Origin of the sequence: Marinobacterium rhizophilum, from assembly GCF_024397915.1 — a bacterium.
GTDB classification, from domain to species: Bacteria; Pseudomonadota; Gammaproteobacteria; order Pseudomonadales; family Balneatricaceae; genus Marinobacterium_A; species Marinobacterium_A rhizophilum_A.
The window spans coordinates 424703-440899 of the sequence record NZ_CP073347.1 but is presented as its reverse complement, the minus strand read 5'-3'; the positions used below and the strand labels follow the sequence as shown (position 1 = coordinate 440899).

Annotated in this window: 21 protein-coding genes; 6 read left to right on the top strand and 15 right to left on the bottom strand. The window is 62.0% G+C overall.

Annotation, left to right across the window (positions count from 1 at the left end):
* Positions 1 to 12: 12 nt before the first annotated feature.
* The 11 genes from KDW95_RS01930 to KDW95_RS01880 form a co-directional block, all read right to left on the bottom strand.
* A complete protein-coding gene (locus tag KDW95_RS01930) occupies positions 13 to 555 on the bottom strand; it encodes a 1,2-dihydroxy-3-keto-5-methylthiopentene dioxygenase (RefSeq protein ID WP_255854554.1) in 543 nt (180 codons plus the stop codon).
* A gap of 21 nt (positions 556 to 576) precedes the next feature.
* Positions 577 to 1254, bottom strand: coding sequence for an acireductone synthase (gene mtnC / locus KDW95_RS01925; RefSeq protein ID WP_255854553.1), 678 nt, complete (start codon positions 1252 to 1254; stop codon positions 577 to 579).
* Positions 1251 to 1871 carry a methylthioribulose 1-phosphate dehydratase gene (locus KDW95_RS01920; RefSeq protein ID WP_255854552.1) on the bottom strand — a complete coding sequence of 207 codons (621 nt, stop codon included), beginning with the start codon at positions 1869 to 1871 and terminating at the stop codon, positions 1251 to 1253. Before KDW95_RS01920 ends, mtnC begins: the two co-directional genes overlap by 4 nt.
* 336 nt (positions 1872 to 2207) lie before the next feature.
* A complete protein-coding gene (locus KDW95_RS01915; protein WP_255854551.1) occupies positions 2208 to 3017 on the bottom strand; it encodes an amidohydrolase in 810 nt (269 codons plus the stop codon).
* Entirely contained in the window at positions 3005 to 4153 is a 1149-nt protein-coding gene (locus tag KDW95_RS01910) for a pyridoxal phosphate-dependent aminotransferase (RefSeq protein ID WP_255854550.1), read from the bottom strand. Before KDW95_RS01910 ends, KDW95_RS01915 begins: the two co-directional genes overlap by 13 nt.
* 244 nt (positions 4154 to 4397) lie before the next feature.
* A complete protein-coding gene (locus tag KDW95_RS01905; protein ID WP_255854549.1) occupies positions 4398 to 4934 on the bottom strand; it encodes a DUF3299 domain-containing protein in 537 nt (178 codons plus the stop codon).
* 10 nt (positions 4935 to 4944) lie between these two features.
* On the bottom strand, positions 4945 to 6204 hold the full coding sequence (locus KDW95_RS01900; RefSeq protein ID WP_255854548.1) for an ABC transporter permease: 1260 nt from the start codon (positions 6202 to 6204) through the stop codon (positions 4945 to 4947).
* Complete coding sequence (locus tag KDW95_RS01895) at positions 6204 to 6419, bottom strand: hypothetical protein (RefSeq protein ID WP_255854547.1); 216 nt, start codon at positions 6417 to 6419, stop codon at positions 6204 to 6206. Before KDW95_RS01895 ends, KDW95_RS01900 begins: the two co-directional genes overlap by 1 nt.
* The gene (locus tag KDW95_RS01890) at positions 6419 to 6643 is read right to left on the bottom strand and encodes a hypothetical protein (protein ID WP_255854546.1); all 225 of its coding nucleotides are present in this window, start codon (positions 6641 to 6643) and stop codon (positions 6419 to 6421) included. Before KDW95_RS01890 ends, KDW95_RS01895 begins: the two co-directional genes overlap by 1 nt.
* A complete protein-coding gene (locus tag KDW95_RS01885; protein WP_255854545.1) occupies positions 6643 to 7356 on the bottom strand; it encodes an ABC transporter ATP-binding protein in 714 nt (237 codons plus the stop codon). Before KDW95_RS01885 ends, KDW95_RS01890 begins: the two co-directional genes overlap by 1 nt.
* Positions 7356 to 8012 carry a ZrgA family zinc uptake protein gene (locus KDW95_RS01880; protein WP_255854544.1) on the bottom strand — a complete coding sequence of 219 codons (657 nt, stop codon included), beginning with the start codon at positions 8010 to 8012 and terminating at the stop codon, positions 7356 to 7358. The genes KDW95_RS01885 and KDW95_RS01880 overlap by 1 nt, the downstream gene beginning before the upstream one ends.
* A gap of 139 nt (positions 8013 to 8151) precedes the next feature.
* On the opposite strand from KDW95_RS01880, the gene KDW95_RS01875 reads away from it, so the two are divergent.
* Both KDW95_RS01875 and KDW95_RS01870 read left to right on the top strand, forming a co-directional pair.
* On the top strand, positions 8152 to 9672 hold the full coding sequence (locus KDW95_RS01875) for a YcjX family protein (protein WP_255854543.1): 1521 nt from the start codon (positions 8152 to 8154) through the stop codon (positions 9670 to 9672).
* Positions 9669 to 10760, top strand: coding sequence for a YcjF family protein (locus tag KDW95_RS01870; RefSeq protein ID WP_255854542.1), 1092 nt, complete (start codon positions 9669 to 9671; stop codon positions 10758 to 10760). Before KDW95_RS01875 ends, KDW95_RS01870 begins: the two co-directional genes overlap by 4 nt.
* 23 nt (positions 10761 to 10783) lie before the next feature.
* On the opposite strand, the gene KDW95_RS01865 is transcribed toward KDW95_RS01870, so the two are convergent.
* Positions 10784 to 11041, bottom strand: coding sequence for a GIY-YIG nuclease family protein (locus KDW95_RS01865; RefSeq protein ID WP_255854541.1), 258 nt, complete (start codon positions 11039 to 11041; stop codon positions 10784 to 10786).
* An 85-nt stretch (positions 11042 to 11126) separates the two neighbouring features.
* Between KDW95_RS01865 and KDW95_RS01860 the strand changes: the two genes are divergently transcribed.
* The 3 genes from KDW95_RS01860 to KDW95_RS01850 all read left to right on the top strand — a co-directional run bounded on the left by KDW95_RS01860 (position 11127) and on the right by KDW95_RS01850 (position 13313).
* On the top strand, positions 11127 to 11909 hold the full coding sequence (locus tag KDW95_RS01860) for a tRNA1(Val) (adenine(37)-N6)-methyltransferase (protein ID WP_255854540.1): 783 nt from the start codon (positions 11127 to 11129) through the stop codon (positions 11907 to 11909).
* Between the two features lie 117 nt (positions 11910 to 12026).
* Complete coding sequence (locus KDW95_RS01855) at positions 12027 to 12515, top strand: Lrp/AsnC family transcriptional regulator (protein ID WP_255854538.1); 489 nt, start codon at positions 12027 to 12029, stop codon at positions 12513 to 12515.
* Positions 12516 to 12908: 393 nt separating this feature from the next.
* Complete coding sequence (locus KDW95_RS01850; RefSeq protein ID WP_255854537.1) at positions 12909 to 13313, top strand: hypothetical protein; 405 nt, start codon at positions 12909 to 12911, stop codon at positions 13311 to 13313.
* Positions 13314 to 13330: 17 nt separating this feature from the next.
* Here the strand turns inward: KDW95_RS01850 and KDW95_RS01845 are convergent, their stop codons facing one another.
* On the bottom strand, positions 13331 to 13891 hold the full coding sequence (locus tag KDW95_RS01845) for a DUF1285 domain-containing protein (RefSeq protein WP_255854536.1): 561 nt from the start codon (positions 13889 to 13891) through the stop codon (positions 13331 to 13333).
* Between the two features lie 171 nt (positions 13892 to 14062).
* Here KDW95_RS01845 and KDW95_RS01840 point away from each other — a divergent pair, with 171 nt between their 5' ends.
* Positions 14063 to 15016, top strand: coding sequence for a methylenetetrahydrofolate reductase (locus tag KDW95_RS01840; protein ID WP_255854535.1), 954 nt, complete (start codon positions 14063 to 14065; stop codon positions 15014 to 15016).
* A 4-nt stretch (positions 15017 to 15020) separates the two neighbouring features.
* Here KDW95_RS01840 and KDW95_RS01835 read toward each other — a convergent pair whose 3' ends face one another.
* Positions 15021 to 15734, bottom strand: coding sequence for an aspartyl protease family protein (locus tag KDW95_RS01835; RefSeq protein ID WP_255854534.1), 714 nt, complete (start codon positions 15732 to 15734; stop codon positions 15021 to 15023).
* Positions 15735 to 15817: 83 nt separating this feature from the next.
* Positions 15818 to 16192, bottom strand: a complete 375-nt coding sequence (locus KDW95_RS01830) for a translation initiation factor Sui1 (protein ID WP_255854533.1) — start codon at positions 16190 to 16192, stop codon at positions 15818 to 15820.
* Between the last annotated feature and the right edge of the window lie 5 nt (positions 16193 to 16197).

Sequence of the window (16197 nt, the reverse complement as noted above, 5' to 3'; positions counted from 1 at the left end):
GGCGGCCTTCAGTCAGTCAAACTTGGGAAACTGTTCGGCGATGCTGGAGCCGGTAAAGTTCGCCACCCAGCCGGCCGGGTCGTTAAACAGGCGGATGGCCGAAAAGCGCGGCTGCGGCCCCATGTCGAACCAGTGGGTGGTATTGGCCGGTACCGAAATCAGGTCGTTCTGGCAGCACAGCACCTGATATACCCTGGCATCCACATGCAGGTAGAACATGCCCTCGCCCGCCACGAAGAAGCGCACTTCATCCTCGCTGTGTGTGTGTTCAGACAGGAACTTCTGGCGGAATTCATCCTTTTGCGGATGGTCCGCGGACATGTTTACCACATCCACGGTCACGTAGCCGCCACTGCGCTTGAGGCGGTCGATCTGTTCGGCGTAGGCGGCGATGATCTCGTCGCTGCTCATCTGCGGCGTAACGTCAAACGCCGCCTGCCAGCGCTCGAAGTTGACCCCGATACCGGCCAGCACGGCAGCGATTTCATCACCCCGCTCGCTGTGCAGCAGTACCTGCTGCGGATTATCGTCGGCGTAAACTGTAATGGCACTCATGCTGGACTCCTCAACCGCGGTTTACAGGGATATATCGTCAAAACGGGACACCACCGCATGTTGCGGCGCCGCCGGCTGCTCGGCCCGGGCCACCAGGCAGGTTCGAAGACCGGCGCTGCGGGCGGCATCCAGTTCCTGCTCGATATCGGACAGGAACAGCACCTCATCGGCCGCGCAGCCGATGCGCTCGACAATGGCCTGGTAGGAGTGTGCCTCGCGCTTGGGGCCCGTGGTGGTATCGAAGTAACCACTGAACAGTGGCCTGAGATCACCGTAGTCGCTGTAGCCAAAGATCAGCTGCTGCGCCTTGACGGAGCCTGACGAAAACACATGCAGCGCGATACCGTCAGCGTGCCATTGTTGCAACAGTCGATGCGCATCCTCGTAAAGGTGCCCCTTGAAGTCACCCTGCTCGTAGCCGTGCATCCAGATCAGGCCCTGCAGGGCCTTGAGCGGCGTGATCTTCAGATCCTGCTCGATCCAGTGGCGAAAGGCAGCGATCAGCGTCTCGAGGTCCGCATCCGGTTGCCCCAGCTCACCGCGGGCCTGCGCCAGAATGTCCTGCACCACGCTATCGCTTGCATGTGTACGCAGGTAATCCGCCAGCCGCTCATGGGCATAGGGGAAAAGCACCCGGTGCACAAAGGCGATGTCCGTGGTGGTGCCTTCGATATCGGTCAGTATGGCCTTGATGGTCATGCACAGGTTCCTTGTTGAACGCCCAGGCGCTTGAGTTCCAGCTGGCAGGCGAACAGAAACTCCAGCCCTTCGAGGTGGCGCCGCGCTTCAGCCATGTCACGTCCCCAGGCATAGAGACCATGGCCACGCACCAGCAGACCCCAGGACAGCGCGCCCTGCTGCCAGCGCTGCGCAACGCGCTGCGCCAGTGCCTGCATGTCCTGGGTATTGTCGAAGATGGCGATGCGAATGGCGGCATCGTGAGTCTGGTTGCCGCTGAGGGATTTCTGCATCTCGAGCTGCTCGATACCCAGCCAGTCACCGGGCGTCGTCAGCGACAGCACGGTCGCACTGACCGAATGGGTGTGCAGCACGGCACCGATCTGGTCGTCGAGCTGATACAGCCGCGTATGCAACAGGGTTTCCGCCGAGGGCTTGAGTGTTGAATCCAGTGGCTTGCCGTCGAGGTCAACCCGCAGCAGATCGGCCTCGCCGAGATGGCCCTTGTGCCGTCCGGAGGCGGTAATCAGAACCTCCTGGTCGTTGCTGCGCAGGGAAAAATTACCACCGGTGGCCGGACACCAGCCCTGGGCGTCGATCCAGCGACCGGCATCAATAATACTCTGACTGTTACTCATTGCAGGCCTGTGAATAAAAATTGGACTCGGCGGGAAGGTACACCGCCTGACAGGCCCGCTAGTGTAAGGGATTTAGCCGCGGGAACGAAGCCTGAATCCGGCCCGCAGCGCTCATGCAGGCAAGGAAAAGGGGCAGCCTTTGGGCATGCCCCTTAAAGCCGGAACAATGCCGGCAAAAGGCCCTGTAAAGGGCAAGGGTGTTCGTTTAAACCGCTGGACAGCCCCATGACGACCATCGCGTGACCTCAGTATAGCGCCACCGCTACGACCGCTCGTGAAACCTTTTCAAGCGGCCGTTTGAATGCCCCATCCTGCACAGCCGTGCAGTGCGATGCGCTACAGCCGGAGCTCAAAATCGTCGGCATCCTGCCCGGCGGGAAAGGCATTTCGAAAGCTGCCAAGCGCTGCCGCACTCAAGGTGGTTGTCCCGACAAAGGGCGTACCAGCAGGCCGATCCAGCAGCGCCTGCCCCTTGAAATCCACCAGCATCGAATCGCCGCTGTAATCATAACCCTTGCCATCCTGCCCAACCCGGTTGACACCGGCAACGTAGCAGAGGTTTTCAATGGCGCGCGCCTGCAGCAGCACCCGCCAGGGATGACGGCGCGCCGCCGGCCAGTTGGCCACGCAGAGCAGCAGATCGTAATCACTGCGATTGCGCAGAAATACCGGAAAGCGCAGGTCATAACAGACCGTCGGCAGAATTCGCCAGCCCCGGTAGTCGATCAGCGCCCTGCAGGTGCCGGCCTCGTAGTGCTGGTGCTCGCCGGCCATGCGAAACAGGTGTCGCTTGTCGTAGTGATGCACGGCCCCTTCGGGCGTTACAAACAGCAGCCGGTTCACGAAGCCTGCCGCCGTCCGGGTGACCAGGCTGCCGCATAGCGCTGCCCCCAGCTGCCTTGCCTGCCGGCACATCCAGTCCAGCGTCGGCCCCTCTTGCGGTTCCGCCAGGCCTTCGGGCGCCATGGTAAAGCCGGTGGTAAACATCTCCGGCAGCACGATCAAGTCGGTTGTGCCTGTCAGGCAGGCCAGCTGTTGTTCGAACATCCGCCGGTTGGCGGGCGGATCCTGCCAGTGCAGGGCGCTCTGTACCAGGCTGATTCGCAGGTCCTGCTGCGGCGCTTGTGTGCTGTTCAAATCCTGCATAGTCGCGCCGCCGCCTCCCGCAGGGTGTCTTCACCCTTGGCGAAACAAAACCGTACCAGTTTGCGCTGCATGGGTTGCTGACAGAAAACCGACACCGGTATGGCCGCCACGCCGGCTTCACGGGTCAGCCATTTGGCAAACTCGGTGTCCGGCAGGTCACTGATCGCGCCGTAGTCCGCCAGCTGGAAGTAGGTACCCTTTGCATCGCTCAGACCGAAGCGGCTGGGCGCCAGCAGTTCGCGGAACAGGTCCCGTTTGGCCTGATAGAAGGCCGGCAGTTCCAGGTAGTGTTGCGGGGTACTGCGCATGAAGTCCGCCAGCCCGAGTTGCGCCGGCGTCATGGTGCTGAAGGTCAGGTACTGGTGCACCTTGCGAAACTCGGCACTCAGGGGCGCAGGCGCGATGCAGTACCCCACCTTCCAGCCGGTGGCATGGTACGTCTTGCCAAAGGAAGACACCACGAAACTGCGCCGGGCCAGCTCCGCGTGACACAGCAGGCTCTGGTGCGTGGCGCCATCAAACACGATGTGTTCATAGACTTCATCGCCCAGTAACAGGATATCGGTGTCGCGCACCAGGGATGCCAGGCGCTCCAGATCCTCGGAACTGAGCACGCTGCCGGTAGGATTGTGCGGCGTATTGATCACGATCATGCGGGTGCGCGGGCCAATGGCATCCGCCAGGCGGTTCCAGTCGATACTGAAATCACGCTCGTCCAGCGGCAGGTGCACCGCCTTGCCACCGTTGAGTTCGATGGCCGGCTCGTAACTGTCGTAACAGGGATCAAACAGGATGACTTCATCACCAGGCCCTATCACGGCGCTGATGGCGGCAAACAGGGCTTCGGTGGCACCTGAGGTTACCGTCACTTCGGTATCCATGCAGGGTTTGTGGCCATAGAGCCGCTCGACCTTGAGGGCAATGGCCTCGCGCAGCGCCGGTACGCCGGTCATGGGCGCGTACTGGTTGGCACCGCTGTTGATATGCAGTGCCACCTGTTCGCGCAGCGCCGCCGGCGCATCGAAATCGGGAAAGCCCTGGGACAGGTTAATCGCCCCTGTGGCCTGGGCCAACTGGGACATTTCGCTAAAGATGGTGGTTCCGACCTTGGGCAGCTTGGTCTTTGGATACCGCATGGCTCAGACTCTTGTGACGATGGAAATTGCCGCAAAGTGTACCCCAGCCTCACCGCCGGTCACCAGCGCCCCCTGATGCCCAGACCGGCAACCCGCATGTTGACCCAAGCGATCAGCAGATACAGCAGCCCCGGCAACAGACCGGCCTGCAGAACAACGCCGATGATCGCATCCAGGCTTCATCCCAGCCCCGCCGACTCAGGCTGTGCGGGTTGCGCGGCGGCGTTAAGTTACCCGCAGCCCGTTATTCGACATAGGGCTCGATGCGGTACGCCTCGATGCTGTAACCGGACGCCGCCACCTCATGACTGAAGCTTTCGACCTTGAGCGTGCCCGTGATCCAGACCGCATCGAACAGGTTTTTCAGCTCGGTACCCGGCTCGAAGCGTGTAAGGATAATCTGATTCGACGGCGGCGGCGGCGTATGAATGCAGGCACCGAAATAGGGTACCAGAAAGAATTCGGTGACCTTCTGTCCGACGCCGTCCAGCGGCACCACAAAGCCCGGAATACGCACCATCTTGCCATCCAGTTCCGGCACCACCGGCGCCGACTGCAGTGCCTGCATCATGTCATCGAGCTTCTGCTGCGCCCGCGGATCGAAATCGTCGAGATCGCCAAAATCCTGAGTGCCATACACCTGCTCGAAGGTGAAATCAGCGGGCATCAGTGCGTCCCATTCCAGCGCTTCCACGGTCTGGCCGTTAAGAGTATTCAGCGCCCAGAGCGCCGGGCTCAGGCTGAGCAAACACAGGAAAGCCGCGGATAAAAACAGTTTCATAACATGCCTTTCAGATACGGATACAGATGCCGTCGGCCAGGGAATAGCGGTATGCCCGCCAGCCTGGAACCAGGCCTGTGAGTATACCGGCTCCCTGTACCAGGGCGAGATAAAACCATTGCCGGTTGCTGGGCAGCGACAGCTCCAGCTGCAGCCCGAGCCACTGCGCAAACAGCGGCTGACTCAACCCTATTGCCAGATACAGCAGCGCCATGCCCAGCACCGCGCCCAGCAATGTCAGCAGCGCTGCCTCAAAGGTCAGCAGTGCCAGCACCTGCCAGGGCCGCGCCCCGAGGGATCGCAAAATGGCGACTTCACGCCGGCGCTCGTTCAGGCCGGCGAGCAACACCGTCAACAGGCCGGCCAGACCACTGAACACCACCGCTGCGGACACCAGCAGCAGCGCCTGCTCGGCCACGCTCATCAGGCTCCAGAGCTCGGCCAGCGCCACCCCCGGCAGAATCGCCAGCAGGGGCTCCTTGCGGTAATTGTTGATCGAGCGCTGCAGTGCAAAGGTCGACATTCTGGATTTGAGCCCCACCATAAAGGCCGTCAGCTCTGTCGGTGTCAGGTCCTGCTGTCGCGCCTCGTCGGCGGACACCGACTGTCCCGGCAGCTGTACGCCGGACTGCCAGTCCAGGTGGATCGCCTGCACTGCCTGGGGGCTCAGCATCAGCGTGCGATCCACCGGGGTGCCGGTCGGTTCCAGAATACCGACGATGCGAAATGGCTTGTCGTCATGGCGGGCAAAGCTGGTGTTTCCCATGCCATGGGCAATGATCACTTCCTGACCGAGGCGGTACTGCAGCTCCCGCGCCACCTGGGCGCCGATCACGACATCAAACAGGTCCGCAAAGGGCTGGCCGTCACTAAAGACCAGGGAGCCGTCGCGGCCATAGCGATAGTGGCGGAAAAAATCAGCGCTGGTGCCCACCACCCGAAAGCCCCGGTGCGAGTCCCCCAGCAGCAGCGGGATGGTCCACTCGACCTGTGGATGAGCCGCGATCGTGCGGTAGCTGTCCCAGCCCACATTGTTGCTGGCATTGCCGATATGGAACACCGAATACAGCAGCAGCTGGGCCTGGCCGGTACGCGCACCCACGATCAGGTCGGTGCCGGACAGCGTATTGGCAAAACTGGTGCGTGCCTCGGTACGGACCTGTTCAACACCGATCAGTAACATCACGCTGATGGCAATCGTCAGTACCGTCAGGGTCGCACTGCCGGCCCGGTTTTTCAGGCTTTTCAGCGCCAGGTTCAGCATGGCCATCAGACAGTCTCCGGCGCATTCAGCGCATCCAGCACCAGGGTACGATCAAAGTGCGGCGCCAGAGCCGCGCCATAAATAACAAAGAGCAGCGCCACGCCCTGCTCCACCGACTCCCACAGCAACCACATCACACCGATGGCAATCGTCAGTACCCTCAGGGTCGCACTGCCGGCCCGGTTTTTCAGGCTTTTCAGCGCCAGGTTCAGCATGACCATCAGACAGTCTCCGGCGCATTCAGCGCATTCAGCGCATTCAGCACCAGGGTACGATCAAAGTGCGGCGCCAGAGCCGCGCCATAAATAACAAAGAGCAGCGCCAGGCCCTGCTCCACCGACTCCCACAGCAACCACATCACACCGATGGCAATCGTCAATACCCTCAGGGTCGCACTGCCGGCCCGGTTTTTCAGGCTTTTCAGCGCCAGGTTCAGCATGGCCATCAGACAGTCTCCGGCGCATTCAGCGCATTCAGCACCAGGGTACGATCAAAGTGCCGCGCCAGAGTCGCGTCATGCGTGACAAAAAGTACCGTCGTGCCCTGCTCCGCACACTCCTGCAGCAGCAGGTTGATGAAAGCATCACGGTTACTGCTGTCCAGCGCCGAGGTCGGCTCGTCTGCAACAATAATTTCCGGAGCGCCCATCAGCGCACGCGCCGCCGCCACGCGCTGCTGCTGTCCGATCGACAGTGTCGCTACCCGCCGACCGAGTAATTCGGGCTGCGCCAGCTGCAGCCGCGCCAGCAGGCGTACCGCCTCCTCCTTCTGCGATGACGCCCGCGCCAGTACACGCTGGCGCCGCAATGCCGAGAAATGGCAGGGCAGGACGACGTTGTCCAGCACAGACAGGTAGGGCAGCAAATTGAACAACTGGAAAATAACCCCCAGATGATCGGCGCGAAAGCGGTCGCGGGCGGCACCACCCAGGTCCTGTACCGACTGGCCCAGCAACCGTATCTGCCCGCGGGTCGGCGCTACGATGCCACCGATCAGGTTCAGCAGCGTACTCTTGCCGCTGCCGGAGGGGCCCTGCACAAGCAACCGCTCACCCTGCTGCAGCCTGAGCCTGGGTATGTCGAGTACATCCACTCCCGGGCGCCAGGCAAAACCCAGGCCTTCAATTTCAACGGCGGGAATCATCGGGGATGGGGGCACTAGCGCAGTCCAATATCGGTATGGTGGGAATCAAGCGTGAATGCCCGCTGCGCGTCTGGCGTAATCAGGCGGACATCGAGGGCCTGGATGCCGGGGAAACGGGCAAAGAAACCGAGGCCGATCTTATCGAGTTTTTCCGGCGCTGTGCAGTGAAATTCGTAACTGACGTCGACATCGGCGTGGTGCATTACCGCTGCGCTCTGCACTGCTTCGCCTTCGCCTTCGCCGTGTTCGTGTTCGTGTTCGTGTTCGTGGTCGTGGTCGTGGTCGTGATCGTGGTCGTGATCGTGATCGTGATCGTGGTCATTCTCAGCCTGGCCCGGTGCCACGGTGGCCAGCAGACCCTGCTCCACTTCAACGCCTTGCTGCCTGCAACCGGCCACTGCGGCGATCTGTACCATCTGCTCGGTCTGCTGTAACCCGGCGACGGCACGCATGACCTGCTCGCGCTCGTCCCGGGTTCTGGCCGGGTGTTCGAAGCCCACCAGGTTCAGCGCCGGGGAGTGCAATTGCATCAGCAGGGATGAGCCTTCCATCACCAGATCCAGCTGCGCCCTGCCGTGGGCATGGCCGTCATGCTGCTCGAACCCCTCCTCGGCCCGGGCAATACCGGTCACCGACAATACCCACACCGCCACCAGCGTCCATTTGTTCATGCCTGTCTCAATCCTGCCAAGGGGATCGCCCGCGCGACCCTGCATCTATCTGAAAGCGCCACTCAACGCGCCCACCAAAAAATAATGTTACGATATAACAAAACAATTATCCAGCCGAGGTCTATCAGCATTCGCTGGCGTGGCGAGCGCCTGTACCAATGCCGGCGCCGGTGGCAGTATTGGAATCCAGTCACCCGGCAACACCGAGCAGGAAGCGTCCGACACCATGCCCAACGCCTTTATCAACCGTACCCGCGCACGCAGCGAAAAGCTGGCCCGTAACGCCGGCATCCAGCTGGACCGGTTGCGTGACCGGCGCCTGTGCATTGGCGTTACCGGCCTGAGCCGCAGCGGCAAGTCCACCTTTATCACCAGCCTGATCAACCAGCTGCTGCAGCATAAAAATGCCAGCCTGCCGGGCTTTTCGCCGGTGCTCAGCGGTCAGCTGATTGACGTGCGCCTGCACCCGCTGGAGACCACCGACCTCGCCGCTTTTCCCTATCAGGACGCCTGGGAGCGGCTCTGCGGCCAACCGCCAACCTGGCCCGAGCCCACCCGCGATACCAGTGGTGTTCTGCTGGAGCTGCGCCTGAAACACAAGGCGACCGCCCTGAACCCCTTCGCCCGCGAGTACTTCTCGCTCTGGCTTGAAATACGCGACTACCCCGGGGAGTGGCTGCTGGACCTGCCCCTGCGCGAGCTCAGTTTTCGCGACTGGAGCCTGGAGTGCGCGCACCTTTATGCACAGGAACCCCGGGCATCCCTGGCGCCGGAGCTGCACCAGCAGCTGTCACGGCTCGATCCGCTATCCGAGGCCAACCCGGATCTGCTGCAAAAACTTCAGCGCGATTTCTGCGCTTTCCTGGCGACCTGCAAGCAACAGGGACTGAGCCAGCTGCAACCTGGCCGTTTTCTGCTGCCCGGCAGCAAGGATGACCCACAACTGCTGCAATTTGTTCCGCTGCTGAATCTGGCCGGCATCGACGAGGCCCAACTCAAGGGCGCATCGGGGCTTAGCTGGTACGCCGTGCTGGAAGCAGGCTACCGGCGCTATGTCAAAGCGCTGGTCGAACCCTTCTACCGGCATTTTTTCAGTCGCATCGACCGCCAGCTGGTGCTGGTTGACGTGGTGCAGGCACTCAACGGTGGCCCCGCCCATATCGATGACATGCGCGCAGCCCTGACCCGAATCACCGACAGCTTTCACTATGGCCAGCAGAGCCGCCTGCGACAGCTGTTCCACCCCCGTATCGACCGCGTCCTGTACGCCGCGACCAAAATCGACCAGGTCATCTCCGATGACCATGACGCGGTGCGCAGCTTTCTGGCATGCCTGGTCCGCGATGCGTATCGCCACGCCGAATACGAAGGCATCGCCCCTGTCTGCGAAGCCACTTCGGCGGTACGCAGCTCCCGCGAGGTGGATGCCGGCGGCGATCGCGCCATTTCCGGCCTGGATGCCGGGGGCCAGCCCATCGGCTATGTGCACCCCCGCTTTCCCGGGCGCCTGCCAGACGCCGAACACTGGCAGCACCTGATGGACTGGCAGATTCCCGTGCTCAGCCCCCCCGCCGGACTGTCCACCCGCAATGGTGACGCCATACCCCATATTCGCCTGGATACGGTGCTTAACCTGCTAGTGGGAGACAAATGCCAGTGAGCCAGAATCCACAGAAACCCGACCCTGGCAGTGCCCGCACGGCCCGCACCTTTAAACCCGACGACACCACGCCACTGGATGAAGCGCCACCGCGGCGGGCCCGCCGGTTTATCCCCGCAGCCGAAGCCCGGCTGGATGCCGTACCTGCCGCCATCACAGCGACCGACAGCCGCGACGGCAGCGCAGACATTCCCCGGTGGCAGCTTGAACGCATCCCGGTGCGCGGCCTGCGGGCGCTGGGACTTGGGCTGTTTGTACTGGTGCTGGTGATCGCCGGCGCCGAACTTGTACAGCTGTTCAGCGCTGCCCGCGACGCCCACTGGCTCGTCGCAACGGTTTTCGGCGCCCTGCTTGGCGGCGTCTCGTTGCTGGCCCTGCGCGCCCTGGCGTCCTTCCTCTGCGCGCGCAAGAGCTTGAATCAGCTGAACCGCCTGCGCCACCAGGCCGACCGGTTACGCGGCCGGCGCAGCCATGGCCTGGGCAGCAGGCTGCTGCAGGAGCTGGAGCGCTTCTACCGCGACAAACCGCAGGCCGCCCTGCTCCAGCCGGCCCTGCACAACCTGCCGGACTACAGTGACGACAGCGAGAAGCTGCAACACCTGGATCAGCACTTTGTGGTGCAACTCGACCAGGCCGCCATGCAGATCATCTCAAGCTACAGCGCCCAGACCGGCACCGCCGTCGCCATCAGCCCCTGGGCCGCACTGGACATTCTGCTGGCGCTGTGGCGCAGCCTTGGCATGATCGACGCCATCGCCCAGGTATATGGCGTGGCTCCCTCGCTGCCGACACGGCTCAAACTGCTGCGCCAGGTATTCACGCAGCTTGGCTTTGTCGGCGCCAGCGAAGTCATGATCGATCAGCTGTCGGACGACCTGGGCGGTGCGGCTCTGGCGGGTGTATTCAGCGCCCGTGCGGGACAGGGGCTGGGGGCCGGGATCTTGTCCGCCCGCCTCGGGCTGGCGGCGATGCGAGCACTGCGGCCACTGCCTTTTGGCGACGGCCAGCAACCGGGCATTCGCAGCCTGCTGCGCCCGCTGATCGAAAAATTAAGGACGCGCTTTGGCGCCAGGAAAAAATCGGATTGAGCCGGTGATGCCAACCCCGGACATCAGCGGGCGATCAGTTCGAGCTTGCGCCTGCGTGGCATGCGCTTGATCTGCCACTCCCGCCGCTGCGCCTGGGCACGGTTCTCCAGCTGTTCGTGCCACAGCAACTCAACGGGGCGACGGGCCCGGGTGTAACGCGCACCCAGGCGGTTGTCCGTGTTGTGTTCGTGCAACCGCCGCTGCGGGTCCGTGGTCACGCCGGTATACAGGCTACCGTCGGCGCAGGCCAGGATATAGACAAACCAGCACGACTCGCTCACAACACCGCCCTCCCAGGATTGGCAGACGCCATTGTTGTCAAATCGGTGGCCATATTCAACCCGGCGCCTGCCCAGCAGCGCTCGAATGCACTATCATGCGCGCTATCCCAGCACAGCTTTCAGGAACACCATGGCCCGCCGTCGCAACAGCTATTTCGAGTGCCGCGAATTTCGTATCGAGCAGGCCCGCTGCGCCATGAAGGTCACCACCGATGCCAGCCTGCTGGGGGCCTGGTCACCGCTGGAGCAAGCGCGCAGGGTGCTGGATATCGGCACGGGAACCGGCCTGCTGGCGCTGTTCGCCGCACAGCGCTGCCAGGGCCTGATTCATGCCATTGAACTGGACCCGGCGGCGGCGGACGAAGCACGGGGCAACTTTGCCGCCTCCCCCTGGGCAGATCGCCTTCGCCTTCTAGAGGGCGATATTCGTAGCCTGCCCGCGAGCCGGGACTACGACGCCATCCTCTGCAATCCGCCGTTTTTCAGCGAATCGACCCGCAACCGCTGCGAACGCCTGGCCCAGGCGCGGCACAATGACGCCCTGCCGCTGACGACATTGATCGAAGCCATCGACGGCCAGCTCAGCACCGACGGCCGGGCCTGGCTGCTATTGCCCTTGCCGCAGTGCGAGCAACTGATCCAGGCCCTCGCCGGCACCGCTCTGCATGCACGCCATAAACTCTGGGTTCGCTCCAGCCATGGTGACAGCCCCCACCGCGTCATACTGCAGCTGGAAAAACAGCCTGGTCCCTGCACCGAGCAGCAGTTGAGCCTCTATACAGAGCACCCGCTGCACAGCCCCGAGGCGGCCCGGCTGTTCGAGCCCTACTACACACGACTGAAACGTGCAGACGAGCCCCGAAATTAACACGATTAGCTGCAAGAAAAAGGCCGTAAGCAACAAATTCGTGCACTGACTGCAAAAAAACTGCACTATCTAACCCGACACGAAAAATACTCAGGCACAGCATCCTGGTGGAGCCCCATGTCGGTACACAAGCTCGATCGCACAGACCGTAGAATTCTGGAACTGCTGCAGCAGGATGCACGACTGTCTGTGGCGGACATTGCCGAACGGGTCGGCCTGTCGGCGACGCCCTGCAGCCGGCGCATCAAGCGGCTGGAGGACAGCGGTTATGTCGCCCGCCAGGTGGTCATCCTGGACCCGGCCAGGATCGGTCTGCCCATGACCGTACTGGTACACATCTCACTGGAAGCCCAGACACAGGAAAAGCTGCGCAGCTTTGAAGCCACCATCAGCGAAATGGCGGAAGTCATGGAGTGCTACCTGATTACCGGCAGCACGGCGGATTATGTCCTCAAGGTGGTGGTACCGGATCTGGATCATTATCAGCAATTGCTGCTGAATCAGCTGACGGCCATCGCCGGAGTGAGATCGATCATTTCAAACTTCGTGCTGCGCCAACCCGTTGACCGCACGGCCTATTCGCTCGACCACCTCGCCCAGCCCTGATTCAGCCAGGCAGGCATCAGGTCGTGCCGGATGCGGCGATCCGGCACTTCGCACAGCAGCACCTCGAGACCCTCCCAGGGTGCCTCAGAGCACAAGGCCCTGGCGCTATCAATTGCGCGTATCAAACAGCCGTTTAACCGGCGCATTCCACAGCGGGCAGCAACGCCGATCTCGTCTATACTTTGCTCAGCCAAGCAGGGACAGTTTTCTACTTGAGCGCGTCAGATTTATTGCTGCAGTTTTCCAACTGCTCTGAGCCCGGCACCCTCGGTACCGGCCAGATCACCCGGTAACTTTTCTCGTACAGGACGTCGACAGAAAGCGACCGGTGCTGCGCGCGTCCCTACACTGCCGGAGCTTCCGGCTTACTAACACCGTTGACAGGGCCTCGACATGGACTGCAAAACTTCCGGACTTACCGCCGCCACCATTCTGCGCACCCTCGACACTCACCCAGGGGCGCAATGGGTCACAATCCCCTACCGCTGCCCGTTTGAAAACACCAGCACCGGGCTGCCGCTAATCTCCGACCGCATGGCAGAACGCATCCGTTTTAACCTGCCGTTCGCTGCCAGCACCCTTGAAATCCGCATCCTTGCCGCGCTCTCAGGCGGCAAGCTCTATGAAGATGACCTGATGATGCTGCTAGGCGGCGACGAGGACGACGCCGAAGAAGCCATCGAGTCACTGCATCAGCGCGGCCTCATCGCGCTCTGTGAAACCCACCATGTACGCCACTGGCTGTTGGCCACCCCCATATTCAAGCAACAGCTGCAACAGGCACTCAGCGAGAACTGATGCGCACTCGACGCGCCTTACAGCTTGCCAAGGGAATATCGCTCACCGCAACTGTACACCACGAGTTCCTCACCACCATCGGCGCAAGCCTCGGTCGTCGCCATCTCGACCAGCTCATAAAACAGGTTGCGCCCGATGCGCCCCCACATGCCAAAGCGCACCAGCAACTGCGGTGCAGGCTCTTCACTCTCAGCCCGCGGCAGCACCTGCAGCGGATGTTCGACACCGGCGACGACCCGGTCGCCGGTCTTGCTGGTGAAATGCAGCTCAGGCCCACCGGCCGCTTCTACTTTTTCAAGGCTGACAAACTGAAACGGCAGGTCATCCACCTGAATGCCCACCTTCTCGACCGGAGTTTTCAGGTAATAGTGCCCGTCCTCGCACCAGAGCACGCGGGAAAACAGCTGCACCATGGCTGCCCGGCCAATCGGTGTACCCAGGTAATACCAGGTGCCATCGGCGCCGATACGCATATCGATATCGCCGCAAAACTCCGGATTCCAGCGCTCCAGCGGCCCAATACCGTCTCCCTGTTTCTGCAGCGCGCGGTGGGCTTCACTGAGATCAAATCCCGTCATAATCGGTGTCTCCCGGTATTAATCAGCCCACAAGATGGGGGCATTTAGACTGCAGATTAAAATACTTCAACTTCAGTGTAAAAGATTTCACCTTATAACCTAATTACATGAAATTCACTCACTGTTAGACTTATCCGCACTTAACTGACAGAACATACGGCCCAACGCGCTATGAGCATATCGTTACAACAGAAGTTCTCCGATCCGACCCGAGGCGTGTACTTCGTCGGGACCACGCCACCCAAGGACAACACGGAGCCTGAAAAAGTAACCGATATCGCCGACAAGCTGCTGGCCCGTCTGCGCCAGATCGATTACGACGGGCTGATTGTGTACGACATTCAGGATGAAAGCAGCCGCGTCAGCAAACCGCGCCCGTTCCCCTATATGCAGACGCTGGACCCGCGGGACTATTCCCGCCTGCTGCGCAACCGTTCCGGCCACGCGGTCATCACCTACAAGAGCGTGGCCCAGCGCGATCGTGCCGACTTTGAACGCTGGCTCGAAGAGTCCCGCAGCGAATTCGACGTGCAGGACATGGTCATGGTCGGCAGCCCGTCATCCGAGGGCGACATCCAGCTGTCTCTGCCCAATGCCTATGCGGCACTGGCACAGCACCCGCTGGACTTTCACCTGGGCGGCGTCACCATCGCCGAACGCCACGCCAGCAAGGGTAACGAGCACCTGCGCCTGCTGCACAAGACGGAACAGGGCTGCCAGTTTTTTATCTCCCAGGCCGTTTACAACGCCCAGGCCACCATCGACCTGCTGAGCAGCTATGCACGCGAGTGCCGCAGCCGCGGTGTCGAACCAAAGCGCATTATCCTGACGTTCACACCCTGCGGCAGCGCCAAGACACTTGAGTTCATGGAATGGCTGGGCATTTCGGTGCCCGATGCGACCCGCTGGCGCATTCTGGATGCGACCAACCCGCTGGCCGAGTCCATCCGCGTCTGCCGCAGCAACCTGGACCAGATTCTGGAATCCGTGTCGGGCCTGGGTATTCCGCTGGGACTGAATATCGAGAGCCTGACCAACCGCAAGGACGAGATCGACGCCTCCATCCGCCTGTTCAAGCTGCTCAAGGCGACCCTAGACCTGAAACTGGCTGAACAGCAGCTCTGAGGCCTCAGTCCGTCACGGCCGGCGTCGCCGCACTGGCGGCGGCGCTATCGAGCCCCTGCAACAGCGCCTGCAGTTCCTCGTAGCGATCCGGTTCCCACAGGATCAGCTGGCGCTCGTAATCGATGCGATAGCGTACGTTCATCAAGAAATCCATGCCCAGCAGACCGTCGTTCCCCACCGCCGGCCCCTGGTGCTCGATGACCATGGCGCGCACATGTGTCGGCTTGTAGGGGCCGATCTCGATACGGTCAAAACTCACCAGTTCGGTATTGATACTGCCGCCCCCCGCCACGCGGGCCCGGCCACCGGGCTGGGATGCATAATTCAACCCGGCCAGCGCATCCTTGTGGAACACCGTGTTGGTGGCGCCGGTGTCCAGTACCATCTCGGTTCTGGCCTTGCGCCCGCCATACACCACCGTCACCGGCACGACCACCCGATTGCGACCGACCTTGACCGGCATTTCGCTCTCGCGCAACAGCGTCTCCAGCTTCCTGCGCTGGCTGGCACGCTCGGCGTCCCGTTTGCGTTCCAGCCGCGTCGCTGCCAGCGCCGCCTCATCCGGCACCGCGGGCGTGGCGGACCGGCGGGTTTCCAGCTGATCGCGAAACTGTAACGGCACCCTGGAGAGACTGTCCACGAACACCTGGCGGCCGCGCTCATCCACGTATTTGTAGATTTCGGCCTGCGCCAGCGCCACCGACAGCAGCCCGATCACCAGAGCCCACCCGCACCGCAGCCTTCGCCTGAATACGCGCATAAACCGATCTCCCACTTTGGCTGCGAGCCTGGTCTGTGGACCTAGCCCCCGGCCAGCTTGACCTTGAAGCCTTCCTGCTCCAGCGCGAGCTTGAGGCGCTCGCGATGATCCCCCTGAATTTCGATGACTCCGTCCTTGCAGGCACCACCCGTACCGCAGAGTTTTTTCAGCTTCTTGCCCAGCAGCCTGAGCTCCGCGTCCGCCAGCGGCACGCCCGTCAGGGTGGTGACACCCTTGCCCTTGCGCCCCGAGGTTTCCCGGCGAATGCGCACGATGCCGTCCAGGGTCGCCAGGCGCTCGGCGTCCTCGAGCTGGGCACAGATACAGTCAGCGACGGGCTTGCGACAGCCAGAACAGCTATCGCCATGTTCGGTTGAGTACACCAGTCCGCTAAGCTGGTCGCGCAGTGAAGCCATGAACA